The following is a 15,872-nucleotide window of genomic DNA, read 5'->3' on the forward strand; positions in this document are numbered from 1 at the left end:
TGTGGTGGAAATCCTGAAAAACTAAATGAAGTTTTATTGTGTAACACCTCATAAATATCTTTCGTACACCTGTGGTGGTGATAGGAACACTGATGACAAAGATTGAATGGATTTACACAGATTTTACCATCGTGAAAATCTATTCAACCATAGTGAATCACAGTTTAGAAAAAGCAATATATAGTATCGAGCCGTACAAGTAGGTATTTCGCAAGCTCAATATAAACTTGCAACGATGCTAAATAGTAGCACAAAAGCTGGTAACATAATTTTATAACAAAACATAATAATCCCCTTTAGGGTTAGGGCATGGCAGAAATAGTAAAAGCAGCGAATTACGACGAGAGTGATATTAGAAGCCTCGACTGGCGTGAGCATATACGCTTAAGGCCTGGTATGTATATTGGTAAATTAGGCGACGGATCGGCGGCTGATGATGGTATTTATGTGTTGATGAAAGAGGTGATGGACAACTGTATTGACGAACACATGATGGGCTTTGGTAGGCATGTTGACATTACTCTGAAGGAAAAAATGGTGACCATACGTGACTATGGCCGTGGTATTCCTTTGGGTAAAGTGGTAGATGTGGTGAGCAAAATAAATACTGGTGCCAAATACGATAGCAAGGCTTTCCAAAAAAGTGTGGGCTTGAATGGTGTGGGTACAAAAGCGGTAAATGCTTTGAGTAGCTACTTTAAAGTAACTGCTTACAGAGAAGGCAAAGCTAAAACGGCTGAATTTGAACGTGGTGTATTAACCAAAGAACACAACGAAGTAGCAATTACCGAAGAAAATGGTACTGAGGTATCGTTTATAGCAGATGATACGGTGTTTAGAAATTACCACTACTTGCATGAATATATAGATAACCAACTTTGGAACTATTGTTACTTAAATGCTGGTTTGGTAATTACGTTTAACAACAAGCGTTATGTAAGTAAAAATGGCTTGCTGGATTTACTGAAACGCAAAACGCCTGAGGATGAATTGCGTTACCCAATTATTCACTTAAAAGGTGAAGATATTGAGGTAGCGGTGAGCCATAATGGTGACTATGGTGAAGATATTTTCTCGTTTGTAAATGGTCAGTACACCACACAAGGTGGTACGCATCAGCAGGCATTTAGAGAGGCTTATGTAAAAACCATTCGTGACTTTTTTAAGAAAGATTATGAAGCGGCTGACATTCGCCAAAGTATTGTGGCAGCAATCGCTGTAAGGGTTCAAGAGCCAGTGTTTGAAAGCCAGACCAAAACAAAACTAGGTTCTCAAAACGTGAGCGAAGGCGGTAAAAGCATGAAGAACTTTGTGCAGGAGTTTTTAAGTAAAGAGTTGGATAACTTTTTGCATAAAAACCCAACTACTGCCGATGCGATAAAGAAAAGAATTGAGCAAAGCGAACGTGAACGTAAAGAGCTAAGCGGTATAAGAAAACTAGCTAACGAACGTGCTAAAAAAGCCAACCTACACAACAAAAAATTACGTGATTGTCGTGTGCATTTTAATGATGAGCCACCTGTAAAAAACAGGGAAGATTATATGCTCAATCAAAAAAATACCACCATTTTTATTACAGAGGGTGATAGTGCTAGTGGCTCTATTACCAAAGCCAGAAATGTAGATACACAGGCCGTTTTCAGCTTGCGTGGTAAGCCTTTAAACTGCTTTGGGTTGACCAAAAAAGTGGTGTATGAAAATGAAGAATTTAACTTACTGCAACATGCGTTAAATATTGAAGAAGGGATTGAAGGTTTGCGTTATAATAACGTAGTCATTGCTACCGATGCCGATGTGGATGGTATGCACATTCGTTTGTTAATTATGACTTTCTTCTTGCAGTTTTTCCCTGATTTGATTAAGCGTGGCCATGTATATATTTTAGAAACGCCATTGTTCAGGGTTCGTAACAAACAAGAAACCATTTATTGCTACGATGAAGCCGAAAAGCAAGCTGCTACTAAAAAGCTAGGCAACAAACCAGAAACTACACGCTTTAAAGGTTTGGGTGAAATTAGTCCGGGTGAGTTTGAGCGTTTTATTACGCATGATATGCGATTACAACCAGTAATACTTGAGCAAGGTGACCATATTCAGCATTTGCTAGAATATTACATGGGTAAAAACACACCGCAACGTCAAGACTTTATTATTGATAATTTGAGGTTCGAGATGGATTTGGTAGAGGAAGGTGTTTAGCCCCCAACCCCTAAAGGGGAGTAATTGGGTGGTAAGTATTTTATAAATTTAAAAATTCCCCTTTAGGGGTTAGGGGCATGATTCACATAGTTTTTAACGAGGCGGATATAACTGTATTACAACAAGCTATTGCATTGGATGCTAGTTTGGAAGGCGAAGTAATACAAATAAAAGATGATTTTGCAGTTGGGCCAATTGCCAATATTTACGAAACAGAAGGCTATCAGCAACGCAGAGATTGGTGGCAAAATGCCTTACAATATTCGCCTTACACAGAGCAGATTGATTTGGTGGATGATAAAATGGCGGTGTTTAATCTCATTAAACAATTGAATGAAGATGAAAGCCTTGAGGTTTGGATTTGGATGGGGCAAAATCAACACGATGTGTGTGGCTATTATTGGCTAATGCCACAATTGCGAGATTTTCAAGGAAGAATACAGGTATTGTACTTGAATAATTTGCCGTTTATTAATGAAAAAGGCGGCATTTTTTATCCAAGTTGGTTAAGTGAAATACAGCCGAAAGAGTTTTTAAAAGCCAAGAAACTAGCAAGACCAATAACGCTAAGCGAGTTTGAAATAGACCCTGATGAATGGCAGAAATTGTGTAGAGAAAATAGTGGTGTAAGATTACTTGAAGGTGGTAAAAAAATAGTAAGCAAAGGCTATGACCATTACGATGCAGAAATGCTGACGATGATTACTGCTGAACCACAAAAGTTGAGTAAAATACTAAGTAACATCTTTAGTAAAACGAAGATTAAAACTGGTGATGTGTTCTTGGTTTGGCGCATAAGAAAGCTTGCAGAATTTGGAGACCTTGAAGTTATTGGTGATTGGGAAAAAGGATGGAAGGAAATTAGTGTTAAGCTGGCAAGTGTAGTTAGCGAGTAGAAATATTCAATAATCAATAACAAATATTCAATTTTCAATGATGAATGAAGAACGAAAATTTGACCTTGAGGATAGGCTTATTGACTTTGGTGCTCGTGTAATTGATGTTGTAGATAGCTTGCCAAGTAATAGAGCTGGAAATTACATAGCTGCACAAATGATACGCTGCGGCCTTGCACCATGTTTATTGTATGGTGAAGTGCAAGCAGCAGAATCAAGGGATGATTTCATTCATAAGATGAAAATTGCATTGAAGGAATTGAAAGAAACAAGAGTGTGCATCAAACTAATTATTAAAAAAGAAATGATTAAGCCTGCAAAGCGAATAGATGCAATTAGAAAAGAAAATGAGGAATTAATAGCTATCATTTCCAAAGGGATAGAAACAGCAAAAAAGAACAATCAAAAGAAATAAAGAAGGCGTGAAACAAACAATATTCAACTTTCAATAATCAATATTCATTTAGTTAGGTAGGATTTCTTCATCGATTGAGCATTGATTATTGAACATTCTTTATTGAATATTTACAAGTAATAACACAATAAGGGGCATGGCAAAAGACAAAATTGATAACAAGGTTTACGAGAACGAAAGTGGTGTGCAGGGGCAGTATAAAAACTGGTTTTTAGATTACGCATCGTACGTAATTCTAGAACGTGCCGTGCCTGCTATTGAGGATGGTTTAAAACCTGTGCAACGTCGTATTCTTCATGCAATGAAGGAAATGGATGACGGTAGATTTAACAAAGTGGCTAATATTATTGGTCAGGCGATGCAGTATCATCCACACGGTGATGCAAGTATTGGCGATGCTTTGGTAAACATGGGGCAGAAGGATTTACTAATAGATACGCAAGGTAACTGGGGCGATATAAGAACAGGTGATGTGGCGGCTGCACCAAGGTATATTGAAGCTAGACTAAGCAAGTTTGCCTTAGATGTAGCCTTTAACGCCAAAACCACCGAATGGCTATTAAGTTACGATGGTAGAAAGCAAGAACCTGTTACATTACCTATGAAGTTTCCATTGCTATTGGCACAAGGTGCTGATGGTATTGCGGTGGGCTTAAGTACTAAGATTTTGCCACACAATTTTTGCGAAGTAATAGAGGCTGCGATTAAGTATCTAAAAGGCCGCAAGTTTGAACTCTATCCAGATTTTCAAACGGGTGGTATGGTAGATGTAAGTAACTACAACGAAGGCAAACGTGGTGGTAAGGTAAAGGTGCGTTGCATTATTGAAGAGCTAGATAAAAAGAGCTTGATTATTCGTGATGTGCCTTATGGTGTTACTGTTTCGCAGTTATGTGATAGCATTACCAAAGCCAATGATGCTGGTAAAATAAAAATCAAAAAGCTGACTGAATTTACAGGTAAAAATGTAGAGGTTCAGGTAGACTTAGCACCAGGTATTTCATCTGATATTACAATAGATGCGTTATATGCATTTACCGATTGTGAGGTGAGTATTTCGCCCAATGCGTGTATTATCGATTCGCACAAACCTCGCTTTGTAGGTGTGCAAGAATTGCTAACCGTATCGGTAGATAATACCAAAGCCTTGCTAAACCGTGAGCTAGAAATAAGGCTTGCTGAATTAAACGATAAGTGGCACACGACCTCATTAGAAAAAATCTTCTTCGAGCAAAAGATTTACAAAGAGCTAGAACAAAAACACGAAAGCTGGGAGAAAGTAATTCAGGCCATAGAAGCCGCTTTTGTACCTTTTCAATCTATCTTAAAAAGACCTGTTACAAGAGAAGATGTATTGAAGTTGACTGAAAAACCTGTGCGTAGGATTTATCGTTTAGATATTGATGATTTGATAAACCAAATTAAAGGTATTGAAGCAGATATTGCACAAGTTGAGTACGATTTAGCGCATCTTACAGAATTTGCCATAGCTTACTTTGAAAACTTGCTGAAGAAATACGGTAAGGGTAGAGAACGCAAAACAGAGATTAAGTTGTTTGATACCATTAGTGTGCAGCAAGTAGCTATTGCCAATACTAAGCTATATGTAAACAGAGAAGACGGCTTTATAGGTACGAGCTTAAAGAAAGAGGAATTTCTGTTTGATTGTAGCGATATAGACGACATTATCATCTTTACCAAACGTGGTATGATGAAGGTGGTAAAAGTGGGCGACAAAGTGTTTATAGGTAAGGATATCATCTACATTGCCATCTTTAAAAAGAACGATGAACGTACCACGTACAATATGATTTATCTGGATGCAGAAAGTGGTACAAGCTATGCCAAACGCTTTAACGTAACTGGTATTACACGTGATAAAGAGTACGACCTTACCAAGGGTGCAGATAAAAGTAAAGTGCATTATTTTACTGCCAATGCTAATGGCGAAGCCGAAATAGTGAAAGTGGTACTAAGCCCTAACTGTACGGCTAGAATTAAAGAACTAGATTTTTACTTTGAAGAACTAGAAATTAAAGGCCGCAGCAGCCAAGGTAATACCGTAACCAAATACCCTGTAAAAAACATTAAGTTTAAAGAAGCTGGTAGAAGCACATTGGCTGGTAGAAAACTGTGGTTTGATGAGCAATTTGGCCGCTTAAACATAGATGAGAAAGGCAATTATCTAGGCACATTTGAAGGGGATGATAAAGTGCTAGTAATGTACCACGATGGGCATTATGAAATTACCGATACAGAACTAACGCAGCGCTTTGATGCTGAGAAAATACTGCTGATAGAACGCTTTAACCCTGAAAGCATATTTACAGCGGTATATCTTGACAAAGCGAAAGAACAGTTTAACGTAAAACGCTTTAAAATAGAAGCCACCACTTTAAAAAACAAATACCTGTTTATAAAAGAAGGCGAAGGCAATATGCTAATGGCAGCCACCTCTATACAAGAACCAATATTGATAGTGCTAACAGGCAAGGGACAAACGCTAAACAAAGTGAAGTTTAAAATAGCAAGCATGATGGAAGTAACCGGCTGGAAAACTGTAGGCGCTAAGCTAATGGGCTATTCTAAAACGGCTGAAATGACCTGGGAAGAATTGCCTAAAGAAGACAATGCACAACCTGAGTTGTTTGGATAATTGCTAACGTCACTGCGAGGGACGAGGCAGCCTGCATGCAATAATACCGTGATGATATGTTAAAAGCCCCCGATTTTCGGGGGCTTTTTTGTTGGGTAAAAAATGATGTGATGATTTATAATTTCTCTTTAAAAGCTTTGTAAAATTTATTGAACTCGCTGCATGTTAAAACCTTATCAAAGTCAAGCTTGGCTTGCTTCCATCTCAAAATGACTAACCACCACTTAGAAACGATTGCCTACCACCTAGAAATGGCTTACCACCACAAAAAAATGATATGCCACCGCAATAAATGGCTACCGAGCACCCCAAAATGGCTTGCCACCATAAAAAAATGATATACTACCGCCCGAAAATGGTTACCGACCAGGTTTCGCCAATTTTTAAAACTATTTTTTACAATGTGCGGCTGCTCGTTGTGTATAACTAAGAAGTACGCCAATATATTATCTTGATATTTTGCCCTTACTTCCCATAAAACTGCCAACTCGTAACAAAGTTTTTAGGAAATAAAAGGAAAGAAAAAGCCCTTGTGTTAAGGCTTTTTCTTTCTTCTTAATTTGATGGTAGCGTTTCTGTTAAGGTCGCTCATCATCATTATTTCGTGCCTTATTTTACCGTCGTATAGTATTAATGCGGCTGTATTTGGTGGTATTAAGCCAAGGTTATCGGCAAACATGCTTAGTTCGTTGTATTCTAGGCTGTCACTAAGTGGTAGTGTAATAGTAATTGCGCTGTGTTTAAGCATGGTAGAACCAAGTACCAATTTATCGTTAAGGTATAGTGATACAGAATCGTAGTCTATTTGACCATTGTCATACAACTCTACACGAATGCTACTGCTTTCAATGTCTAATTCTTGTGTATACACTTTTTGTCGATTGCTATACAACAGTTGTTTAGGGTCAAGTGTGGCAGGGGCTTTTTTAGTAACTACTGCGGTATCTGTTTTTACATTGGTTACCACCGATGGTTTGCGTGGTAGAATAACGGTTGCTTCTTTATTCTTTTTAGGCAATATGGTGTACGATTCTTTTTTGGTTGCAGGCGGTGGTGGTGGCGGTGCTACATCTTTTAAACGCTTAAAATTAAAGTTAATAACCGGGCAAGTAAATTGGTGCTCATTATCTGCATATAGTGCACCTTTAAGTACGCTTTCTACCCTTGAATTACGTAAGGTCATTTCAGCATACATGGGGCAGTCTACACCTGTTTTTGTATTGTAAGAACGATGGAAAATGATGTTTTGCTTGTTTAACAACAGTTTGTTAGTTACTTTATCAAACTTGCCTTCTATTTTATTGGTAAATAAACTATCCCTAAAGTAATAGCTAAAAACGCCAGTTACCTTACCATTTTTTTCGTTTAAAATCAATTCGCCAAGGTAGTTATTCGTTTCGTTAGGCACTTCTGCAACGCCTATACCGTACCAGCTATCTTTAATAGATTGTGCTTGTAACATTGCCGTAATACCGCCAACCATTATAATTGCTATTAGCAACAATAAGTTTTTTTTCATAGAAGTTTTGTGTCTTTTCAATAATATAAAGTACGCTGCTAGCTAAGCAATGTTTATGCCCAAAAACAAAAAATCGATATAAGGATGTAATATAACGCCCCGTTCATAATAAAAGCTTGCAATTGTAAGAGTGGCGATTATTTTTTAGATATTTTAGCCAAAACTTAATTAACGCTCATGAAGAAGATGTACTTATTGTTATTGGTGCTGCTTGTGGCAAAAGGGCTATTAGCGCAAAAGAAACCACTTGACCATTCGGTGTATGATGGTTGGCAAACCTTAGCAGAGAAATTAATTAGTAATGATGGCAAGTTTGTAGTGTACACCGTTACCCCGCAAGAAGGTGATGCTACCTTGGTCATTCAAGAAACAAACGGTAAAAACCTGTTAGAAATAGAACGTGGCTACAGTGCTCGTATTACTGAAGATAACAAGTATGTGGTGTTTAAAATTAAGCCAACATTTGCGCAAACACGTACTGCTAAAATAGCCAAGAAAGCACCTGCTGATATGCCAAAAGACAGCTTGGCTATTGTAACCATTGCTACAGCTAGCATAGAAAAAATACCAGCGGTAAAAAGCTATAAACTACCTGAGAAAGCAAGCAATGTATTGTTGTATTTGCTAGAAAAACCAGCCGCTGATACATCAAAACCAAGAGTAACTGATAGTGCTAGAACAGAAACTGCTGCTGCACCTACACCTGCAAGAAGAGGTGGTGGTGCTAGAGGTGGTGCAGGTGCAGCCAACGATGGTGAAGAAGGTACTGAGCTTGTGGTTAAGTATTTAACCGAAGGCCAAAAGAAATCGTTTATGCTAGTAAATGATTACGTGGTAAGTAGAACAGGTAACCTAGCCGTAGTAAAAACGACCAAGAAAAATAGCGATGCCAGTAGTAAAGCTTTGGTATTACAATTAAGCACCGATACCAAACATATAGATACGGTATTAAAAGCGTTTAACGATGCAAAGTCTTTTGCGTTTGATGATGCAGGCAAGCAGTTGGCATTTGTAGCAGAAAGAGACAGTGCTAAAAAAGAATCACAGAAGTTTTACAAATTGTATTATTACAAAGCAGGCTTAGATAGTGCCAAATTATTGGCTGATAGAAATACCAAAGGTTTGACTGCAAAGCATACCATTAGTGAGTTTGCCACTATTGACTTTAGCGAAAGTGGTAAGCGCTTGTTTATAGGTACATCTGTTGTGCTACCACCAAAAGATACTACGTTGCCAGAATTTGAAAGAGCCACATTAGATGTATGGAATTACCATGATGATGATTTGATGACGGTACAATTAAAAAATGTAGAAGCCGATACACGTAAGAGTTATTTGGCTAGATACGATTTTGATAACAATAGCATTGTGCCTTTGGCAGATGATAAATTTCCACGTGTACAACAAACTTTAGATGGTGATGGTGATGTGTTCTATACAGGGACTGATTTTGGTAAACGTGTGGCTCGCCAATGGCTGGGCAGTACGTTTAGTGATTTGTATAGCCTAAACCCAATAACTGGCGAACGTAAATTAATATTGGCCAACTTTAAAGGCAATGTGTATCCATCTTATGCTGGTAAATATTTACTGGTGTACGAGGATAAAAAGAAAGCCTACACTATGTACAATAGTGCTACGCAAAAGTTATATGCAGTAGCTACTGACATTAAATATCCATTGTATGATGAAGACAATGATGTGCCAGATGATGCTAACCCTTACGGTATAGCCAAGTGGATGGAAGGCGATAAATATGTATTGATAAACGACCATTACGATGTATGGAAAGTTGCTACAGAAGGTGGGGAAAGAAGTATCCCTTTAACTTTTGGTAGATACAATAAAATTGAACATCGCTATGCAAGTGTAGATACTGATGAGAAGTTTATTAAAAACGATGCGTTGTTGCTGTTTAGAATATTTGACGAGAATGATAAAAGCGCTGGTCTAGCACAACTAAACCTAAAAAATAAAATCAGCCCAACCACTATCTTTAAAGAGCCTGTAGCCCTTGGTGCTGCTGGTTTTGGTGGCAATAGTGGTATTTTAAAAGCAAAAGATGCTAACCTATTAGCATTTACCAAAGAAACATTTGAAACCTCACCAAACTTGTATGTACGTAAGTTAAATGGTGCTGATGAAGTAAAATTATCTAGTACCAATCCGCAGCAAGCCAATTACAATTGGGGCACTTCTGAACTGTTTAAATGGAAAGCTTATACTGGCAAAGAAACAGAAGGTGTATTGTACAAACCAGAAGATTTTGACCCTAAGAAAAAATATCCAATGATTGTGTACTTCTATGAGCGTAACAATGAAACCTTACACAATTATCGTTCGCCTGCACCTAGTGCTTCTTCTATTAACATTCCATTTTTTGTAAGCCGTGGCTACATTGTATTTGTGCCAGACATTTGGTACAAAACTGGTCACCCAGGTAAAAGCGCTTTTGACTACATAGTAAGCGGTACAAGAGCGGTAGTAAAAGCAGGCTTTGTAGATAGTACCAAAATTGGTATTCAAGGGCAAAGCTGGGGTGGTTATCAAACAGCTTACGTAATTACACAAACCAATTTATATGCTGCTGCTTGGGCTGGTGCGCCTGTGGTAAATATGTTTAGTGCTTATGGCGGCATTAGATGGGAAAGCGGTGTTACACGTCAATTTCAATATGAGAAAACGCAAAGCCGCATAGGTGCTACCATTTGGGAAAAACCAGAACTGTACATAGAGAACTCGCCATTGTTCCATTTACCAAAAGTAAAAACACCATTGGTAATTATGAGTAACGATGCAGATGGTGCAGTGCCTTGGTATCAAGGTATTGAGTACTTTACAGCCATGCGTAGATTGAATAAACCTGTATGGTTGCTAGTGTATAATAATGAAGCGCATAACCTTGTAGAAAGACGCAATCGTAAAGACATACAAGTACGTTTACAACAATATTTTGACTGGCTATTAAAAGGCGAAAAACCTACCAAATGGTTGACTGAGGGCGTACCTGCTGTCATGAAAGGTAGAGATTGGGGGTTAGGAAATTAGTTTGGAATTTGAAGTTTATCGTTTTAGGTTCTAGGTTTTGTGTTCTTGTTTCTTGAACCTTGTGTCTTGTATCTTAATTCTTAGATCTTACTTCTTAATAAAAAAATCCCTCTAGTTTAGCATACTAGAGGGATTTTTATTGCTTGTATTCTGCGATGCCTACCTAATCTGTGAGAATAAATGTCTAATGATCATAACTCACCACTTTGGTAATCTGCCATTTACCATTGGTTTCTTTCCAAATCATTAAAAACTTAAACGTACCCACTTCAAGTTTGCAGTTTTCTATGTGTTTAAATTGGTGCGAACCTATTTCTATAGCACCATAATCTTTTATAGGATGCACTTCTAAGCTGCCTTCGTTTAAGGTACGTGTAAGCTTGTAGGGCCTTGTATACATTTGGGCAAAATTGATAAAAACCGTATCGTAATTAATCAGCCCGCCATTGTCTTGAAACCACTCTAACGAAGGCGAGAGAAACGTTTTCATTAAAGCTAGGTTTTGCGCATTAAAAGCTGCAAATAGTAGGCTGTCTTGCACACGAATAGTATGGTACAATTGCTGCGATGTAGGCGCTACTTTCTTTTCTTGGGCTTGAGTTGCAAGTGTTAGAAATAATATGAGTGATAGGAAGAAAGGTTTCATGAAATATTTTTTTTATGCTTGTGTGTTATTTGAATAATGCAATTGTATTAGGGGATAGCCCTATGATATCTATTGTTATTGGCTCATCAGGCATTTCTTTAAGGTCATTAATATTGTATCCACCTTCTGGATACAAGACGTGACCATTGCTAAGTTTTACATGCAAGTTTAAGGCATGCCATTTTAGATAATTAGGCTTTGGTGTTGCCCAAAATTCCCAAACAGCCTCTTGTATAAAACCATAATAATTGTTAGAAGGGATAAAATTACCAGAAATACAACCCATATTTTCATCCACTATTTGCAAGTTTGCTTCTCCAATTATTAACTCATTAGAATAGACAGTAGCTTTCATAAAAATATTTTATTTCGCTTCTATAATTTTACCTTATAATCATTAAAAGCCTTGTGCAATAAGCTTTCTAGCTCGTTAAAACTAAAGTCAAGTGTGTTTGATGCTATGCACAGTGGCGTGCCATACATGTTGAGGTTTTGGCGCAGCAATTTGGCTTTAAAGTTACTGGCTTTACTAATGTATTTTTCAGGGTCAGCTACTTCTATCAATATAAACTTGGTGCTCATTACTTGGCTAGTTCGTAAGGCCCTAACATCAGCCCAATCAATAAAACCAACGCTTACACCACTTGAGTTATCGGTAATACCGTTTTGGTCAATGATTAGTCCCATTTGTGTATCGAACAGCTTTTGAATGCCAACAGCACCTGTTGCACCAAAAAATACAACAGCAGCAATGCCTACTATTTTTATAAACAAAGGGTTAAAACGTGTTTGGTGGTCGGCTTGAAAAATAAACATCCAAATGCCAGCTACTACAAACAGGATTGAGCCCAAAATGAGCAGTAATATTTTCTTTTTACTTAAAGGGATATTAATTGGTTGCATAGCAAATAGTTAAGGCAATGAAAATAAGTAGAATCAAATAGTTGGCAGCAGTTACACAACCACAATATCATAATTTGTTAATAAACCTGCCAAGCCAGCAGTAGCAAATTTTGCTTTTTTGACACGATTGTTTGTGGGGTTAATGACATAGTTATAAGCGGTTGTAAAATCAGCTTTCTCAAGTATGGTATTGTCAAATATGGCTCTGCTTAAATCACAATTGTCAAATATCGCTTGCGTTAAATCAGTTTCTACAAAATCAACTTCTTGTAAGCTACAATTTTTGAAGTTGGTTTTCTTCATTTTGCATTTGTAAAAAGAAGTAAGATTAAGAGTGCAATTTGAAAAGCCAACTGAGAAAATAAATTGATTGCAAGTATCAAAGCGTAAGCCTAACAGTTTGCATGTATTAAACGTTGCGTCTCTAAAAGCAGCTTGTTCTATTTGCGCATTGCTAAGGTTACAGTTGATAAAAGTACATTCAGAAAATTGTCGGTTATTTAAGTTTACGCCTTCTAAATTGCAACTCTCAAAACTACAATTATCGTATTCGCCTTCTGGTAAGCCTTTTAGCGTAAAGTCAATATTGGTATAGGTTTGGTCGTCAAAAAATGAGTGTGACATTTGATAATGAAAGTGTTGATATAACCGTAAAGCTAGCTTTTATTTACAATAGTTCTAAACGTTAGGTTTACTCTGGGTGTTTGTATTTTGGTGGTTGGTGGTAAGCGATGCAACCAATGCGTTTGTGTAGTGCCAGCCATTAAAAGTAAGCTGCCATGTTGTAGCATTACCGAAACTATTTCTTGCGTTTGTTTGTGTTTAAAAGCAAACTTTCTTTCTGCGCAAAAGCTTAATGATGCAATAGCACCATCTTTTTTTAAATCGGTTTCACCATCGCTGTGCCATGCCATACCTTCTTCACCAGTGTGGTAGAGATTTAGTAAGCAAGAGTTGTAAGTCTCGCCAGTTGTTGTTTCTGCTAATTGCTTAAGTACTTTTAGTTCTTCTGTCCAAGGCAGTGCTTGTTTTGTTACGTTTGAGTATCGGTATTCAAAATTCATATCACCATACCAAGCTACTTTTCGTTTGGTGATGATGCGTTTACCAAACATAATCGCTTCATCGTTGCGCCACTCAATAGTGGTGAGTAATGCTTGCAAATAATCATTGGCTTGGTTTATCGACATCAATTTGCCATAGTATTTTACTATGCCATCGTAAGGCAAAAGGTTGATGTCTTGTTGTGGTATTTGATTGAATAAATCCATTTTTGCAAAGTTGCTTTTTTAGTTTACCACATAGGCATATAGACACATAGAAAGTGATATAAGGGCACATTAAAATACTATTTTGCTCGGTTTTGCTATGTGTCTACTGTGCCTATGTGGTTCATTTGTTTTTACAACAAATGTTACTGAAAAATTGTTGCTGCTTCCCAGCCAATGATAGCTGTTTTACGCGTTGGCCCCCACATATAGCCACCAATATTGCCCGTTGTTTGTATGACCCTATGGCAAGGAATTAAAAACGCCACAGGATTACTACCAATAGCTGTGCCCACAGCCCTTGAGGCTTTAGGGCTATTGATGGTATTGGCAATATCGCCATAAGTTGTAAGCTGCCCCATGGGTATTTTTAGTAAAGCTTCCCATACTTTTAGCTGAAAATCGGTGCCTTTTAAGTGTAGTTTTATTTGTGGCAAATGCTTCCAATCTTTAGAAAGAATGCTCAGTGCTTGTTCTTGAAACTCGTCTTTTTGTTCAATAAACTCGGCTTTAGAAAAATGTGCTTGCAAATCAGTAAATCCAACGTTATTGTCTTCTACAAAAGCAATGTAGCAAACACCTTTTTGTGTAGATGCAATTACGATGTTGCCAAAAATTGTATTAGCGAAGCTGTATTTTATTTGCAAATGTTCACCACCATTTTTGTATTCACCAGGTGTCATACCTTCTATATTTACAAACAAATCGTGCAGCCTGCTGCTGCTAGATAAACCTGTTTCTAAAGCAGTGTCAAATAGGGTAGTAGTGGGCTGTTGTAGCAAGCTTTTTGCGTATTGCACACTTGTGTATTGCAAAAACTTTTTTGGGCTTACGCCTGCCCATTCAGTGAATAATTTTTGAAAATAAAAAGGACTCAGATGCACACTAGCCGCAATTTCATCAAGGCTTGGTTGTGCTTTAAAATTGGCTTTGATATAGTTGATAGCGTCTGCTATTTTGTGGTACATCATTGTGTTTGTTTCGCTCATGAAAACTGGTTTGTTGCACAAATGTAACCTGCATATAAGCATCATAAAATCCGATTCTTGCGTATTTTACCCAAAACAAAAAAGCCTCGCAACATTGCAAGGCTTTTGTAAAATACTAGACTGTTTATTTCTGTTGTTTCTTTAATTCATCTACCATTTTTTTTGTGTCGTCTAGTTGTTTCTTTAAGTCAATCATATATAGGGTTAACTCTTCTACTTTTTTCAATAGCAAACCATTCATTTTACCTAAGTCAAGGCCACTAGTTGTAACATCTTCAGTGGTAGGCATATCTGGCAAATGCTTGTATTTTTTTATGAAGCCATCTAAGTCGTAAATATTCATCAATTTGTAGTCTGATTCAAATACATTATCAAACCAATCTTCTGAATTTTTAATGGCTACTTTTACTTTTTCTGTTAAAATACCTTCTTCTACAAACAATTTGTAACCATCGTAATTGGTACTTACATCACCAATTTTTACTTTGCCATGATAGCTATCAATTGAAAAAACTTCTTGGTCTAAATCTATACCAGGCGCTTTGTAACAAATTTTAAATGTTTGTGGCGATTTGATGGTGTTATCGCCAGAAACTCTAGCGCCAACTGTCCAATAGCTTACATTTTTAGGATCGCTTAAATCACCATTTGAAAACATAATACTTGGTTCATTTTGTCCATTTGGTGACCAACTATTGCTCAATTGTAATAAAATATTTTTACGTCTAGTGTCGCCAGCATTGCGTTTGATTTCTAGTGCAGCTTGCGGCGTTTTTGTACCAATACCAATATTGCCTATCATTGGAAATTGGTTTTCGCTATTAGGCATAGCAGTATCAATGTATTGGTATACTACATTCTTTGGTTCAGGATTGTAATTAGGAAATGTTGATGGTGACGTTGAAGGGTTACTTGTTGCAGGTGTTTTATAAGTTCGTGGTTTGTAAGTGGTATATGCCTTTTTGGCTTTAGTTACAGGCTTTTTTACCTGTGAACCAGCTGCAAAAGCTGAAGCGACGAAAATTGTAAGGATTGCTATTTTTTTCATGAGTACAAAAAGTTTTTTGGTTTTCTAAAACCAGCGGTTAAAATTACTTAAACAAGTAACGAAATAAAGTGGTTAAAATTATTCTACTTATCACTTATAGCCAGATTATTTATCCACGCTGTCTTTTTTACTTTAGATTAAACAATAAAAAAGGCAGTTTAAAAACGTACTTTTATTATTGTTAATCTTGTATCGTTATTCTAGGACTAGACAGAAATTTTTTCAAATAATTGCAAAATTCAGTTGAAGATATTTTACAATTCATTAACATATTAGAATTATTAT

13 protein-coding genes are annotated in these 15,872 nt (G+C 37.1%); 5 read left to right on the plus strand and 8 right to left on the minus strand.

Annotated elements, in window-relative coordinates:
• Positions 1-309 precede the first annotated feature (309 nt).
• From ACT9TX_RS15035 to ACT9TX_RS15050, 4 genes are all read left to right on the plus strand, one after another.
• Entirely contained in the window at positions 310-2,199 is a 1,890-nt protein-coding gene (locus tag ACT9TX_RS15035) for a DNA topoisomerase IV subunit B (protein ID WP_481339487.1), read from the plus strand.
• A 77-nt stretch (positions 2,200-2,276) separates the two neighbouring features.
• Positions 2,277-3,095, plus strand: coding sequence for a DUF1835 domain-containing protein (locus tag ACT9TX_RS15040; RefSeq protein ID WP_481339489.1), 819 nt, complete (start codon positions 2,277-2,279; stop codon positions 3,093-3,095).
• A gap of 37 nt (positions 3,096-3,132) precedes the next feature.
• Complete coding sequence (locus ACT9TX_RS15045; RefSeq protein WP_481339491.1) at positions 3,133-3,510, plus strand: four helix bundle protein; 378 nt, start codon at positions 3,133-3,135, stop codon at positions 3,508-3,510.
• A gap of 136 nt (positions 3,511-3,646) precedes the next feature.
• Positions 3,647-6,166, plus strand: a complete 2,520-nt coding sequence (locus ACT9TX_RS15050; protein ID WP_481339493.1) for a DNA gyrase/topoisomerase IV subunit A — start codon at positions 3,647-3,649, stop codon at positions 6,164-6,166.
• 535 nt (positions 6,167-6,701) lie between these two features.
• Here ACT9TX_RS15050 and ACT9TX_RS15055 read toward each other — a convergent pair.
• Positions 6,702-7,685 carry a hypothetical protein gene (locus tag ACT9TX_RS15055; protein WP_481339494.1) on the minus strand — a complete coding sequence of 328 codons (984 nt, stop codon included), beginning with the start codon at positions 7,683-7,685 and terminating at the stop codon, positions 6,702-6,704.
• Positions 7,686-7,862: 177 nt separating this feature from the next.
• On the opposite strand from ACT9TX_RS15055, the gene ACT9TX_RS15060 reads away from it, so the two are divergent.
• Entirely contained in the window at positions 7,863-10,733 is a 2,871-nt protein-coding gene (locus tag ACT9TX_RS15060; RefSeq protein ID WP_481339496.1) for an alpha/beta hydrolase family protein, read from the plus strand.
• Positions 10,734-10,917: 184 nt separating this feature from the next.
• On the opposite strand, the gene ACT9TX_RS15065 is transcribed toward ACT9TX_RS15060, so the two are convergent.
• The 7 genes from ACT9TX_RS15065 to ACT9TX_RS15095 all read right to left on the minus strand — a co-directional run bounded on the left by ACT9TX_RS15065 (position 10,918) and on the right by ACT9TX_RS15095 (position 15,587).
• Positions 10,918-11,379 (minus strand): nuclear transport factor 2 family protein, encoded by a 462-nt coding sequence (locus tag ACT9TX_RS15065; RefSeq protein ID WP_481339498.1) that lies wholly within the window; start codon positions 11,377-11,379, stop codon positions 10,918-10,920.
• 25 nt (positions 11,380-11,404) lie between these two features.
• Complete coding sequence (locus tag ACT9TX_RS15070) at positions 11,405-11,734, minus strand: hypothetical protein (protein ID WP_481339500.1); 330 nt, start codon at positions 11,732-11,734, stop codon at positions 11,405-11,407.
• 20 nt (positions 11,735-11,754) lie between these two features.
• Positions 11,755-12,282, minus strand: a complete 528-nt coding sequence (locus ACT9TX_RS15075; RefSeq protein WP_481339502.1) for an STM3941 family protein — start codon at positions 12,280-12,282, stop codon at positions 11,755-11,757.
• Positions 12,283-12,333: 51 nt separating this feature from the next.
• The gene (locus tag ACT9TX_RS15080) at positions 12,334-12,906 is read right to left on the minus strand and encodes a pentapeptide repeat-containing protein (RefSeq protein ID WP_481339503.1); all 573 of its coding nucleotides are present in this window, start codon (positions 12,904-12,906) and stop codon (positions 12,334-12,336) included.
• Between the two features lie 32 nt (positions 12,907-12,938).
• A complete protein-coding gene (locus ACT9TX_RS15085; RefSeq protein ID WP_481339505.1) occupies positions 12,939-13,553 on the minus strand; it encodes an alpha-ketoglutarate-dependent dioxygenase AlkB family protein in 615 nt (204 codons plus the stop codon).
• Between the two features lie 143 nt (positions 13,554-13,696).
• The gene (locus tag ACT9TX_RS15090; protein WP_481339507.1) at positions 13,697-14,539 is read right to left on the minus strand and encodes a methylated-DNA--[protein]-cysteine S-methyltransferase; all 843 of its coding nucleotides are present in this window, start codon (positions 14,537-14,539) and stop codon (positions 13,697-13,699) included.
• Between the two features lie 124 nt (positions 14,540-14,663).
• Positions 14,664-15,587 (minus strand): hypothetical protein, encoded by a 924-nt coding sequence (locus ACT9TX_RS15095; protein WP_481339509.1) that lies wholly within the window; start codon positions 15,585-15,587, stop codon positions 14,664-14,666.
• Positions 15,588-15,872: the final 285 nt, after the last annotated feature.

The sequence above is a fragment of the Parasediminibacterium sp. HNIBRBA5674 genome, assembly GCF_056745525.1.

Coding starts and splice junctions, on each gene's coding strand:
- ACT9TX_RS15065 (WP_481339498.1), bottom strand. CDS start 11,379: ATGAAACCTTTCTTCCTATCACTCATATTATTTCTAACACTTGCAACT.
- ACT9TX_RS15080 (WP_481339503.1), bottom strand. CDS start 12,906: ATGTCACACTCATTTTTTGACGACCAAACCTATACCAATATTGACTTT.
- ACT9TX_RS15075 (WP_481339502.1), bottom strand. CDS start 12,282: ATGCAACCAATTAATATCCCTTTAAGTAAAAAGAAAATATTACTGCTC.
- ACT9TX_RS15035 (WP_481339487.1), top strand. CDS start 310: ATGGCAGAAATAGTAAAAGCAGCGAATTACGACGAGAGTGATATTAGA.
- ACT9TX_RS15095 (WP_481339509.1), bottom strand. CDS start 15,587: ATGAAAAAAATAGCAATCCTTACAATTTTCGTCGCTTCAGCTTTTGCA.
- ACT9TX_RS15070 (WP_481339500.1), bottom strand. CDS start 11,734: ATGAAAGCTACTGTCTATTCTAATGAGTTAATAATTGGAGAAGCAAAC.
- ACT9TX_RS15050 (WP_481339493.1), top strand. CDS start 3,647: ATGGCAAAAGACAAAATTGATAACAAGGTTTACGAGAACGAAAGTGGT.
- ACT9TX_RS15055 (WP_481339494.1), bottom strand. CDS start 7,685: ATGAAAAAAAACTTATTGTTGCTAATAGCAATTATAATGGTTGGCGGT.
- ACT9TX_RS15045 (WP_481339491.1), top strand. CDS start 3,133: ATGATGAATGAAGAACGAAAATTTGACCTTGAGGATAGGCTTATTGAC.
- ACT9TX_RS15085 (WP_481339505.1), bottom strand. CDS start 13,553: ATGGATTTATTCAATCAAATACCACAACAAGACATCAACCTTTTGCCT.
- ACT9TX_RS15090 (WP_481339507.1), bottom strand. CDS start 14,539: ATGAGCGAAACAAACACAATGATGTACCACAAAATAGCAGACGCTATC.
- ACT9TX_RS15040 (WP_481339489.1), top strand. CDS start 2,277: ATGATTCACATAGTTTTTAACGAGGCGGATATAACTGTATTACAACAA.
- ACT9TX_RS15060 (WP_481339496.1), top strand. CDS start 7,863: ATGAAGAAGATGTACTTATTGTTATTGGTGCTGCTTGTGGCAAAAGGG.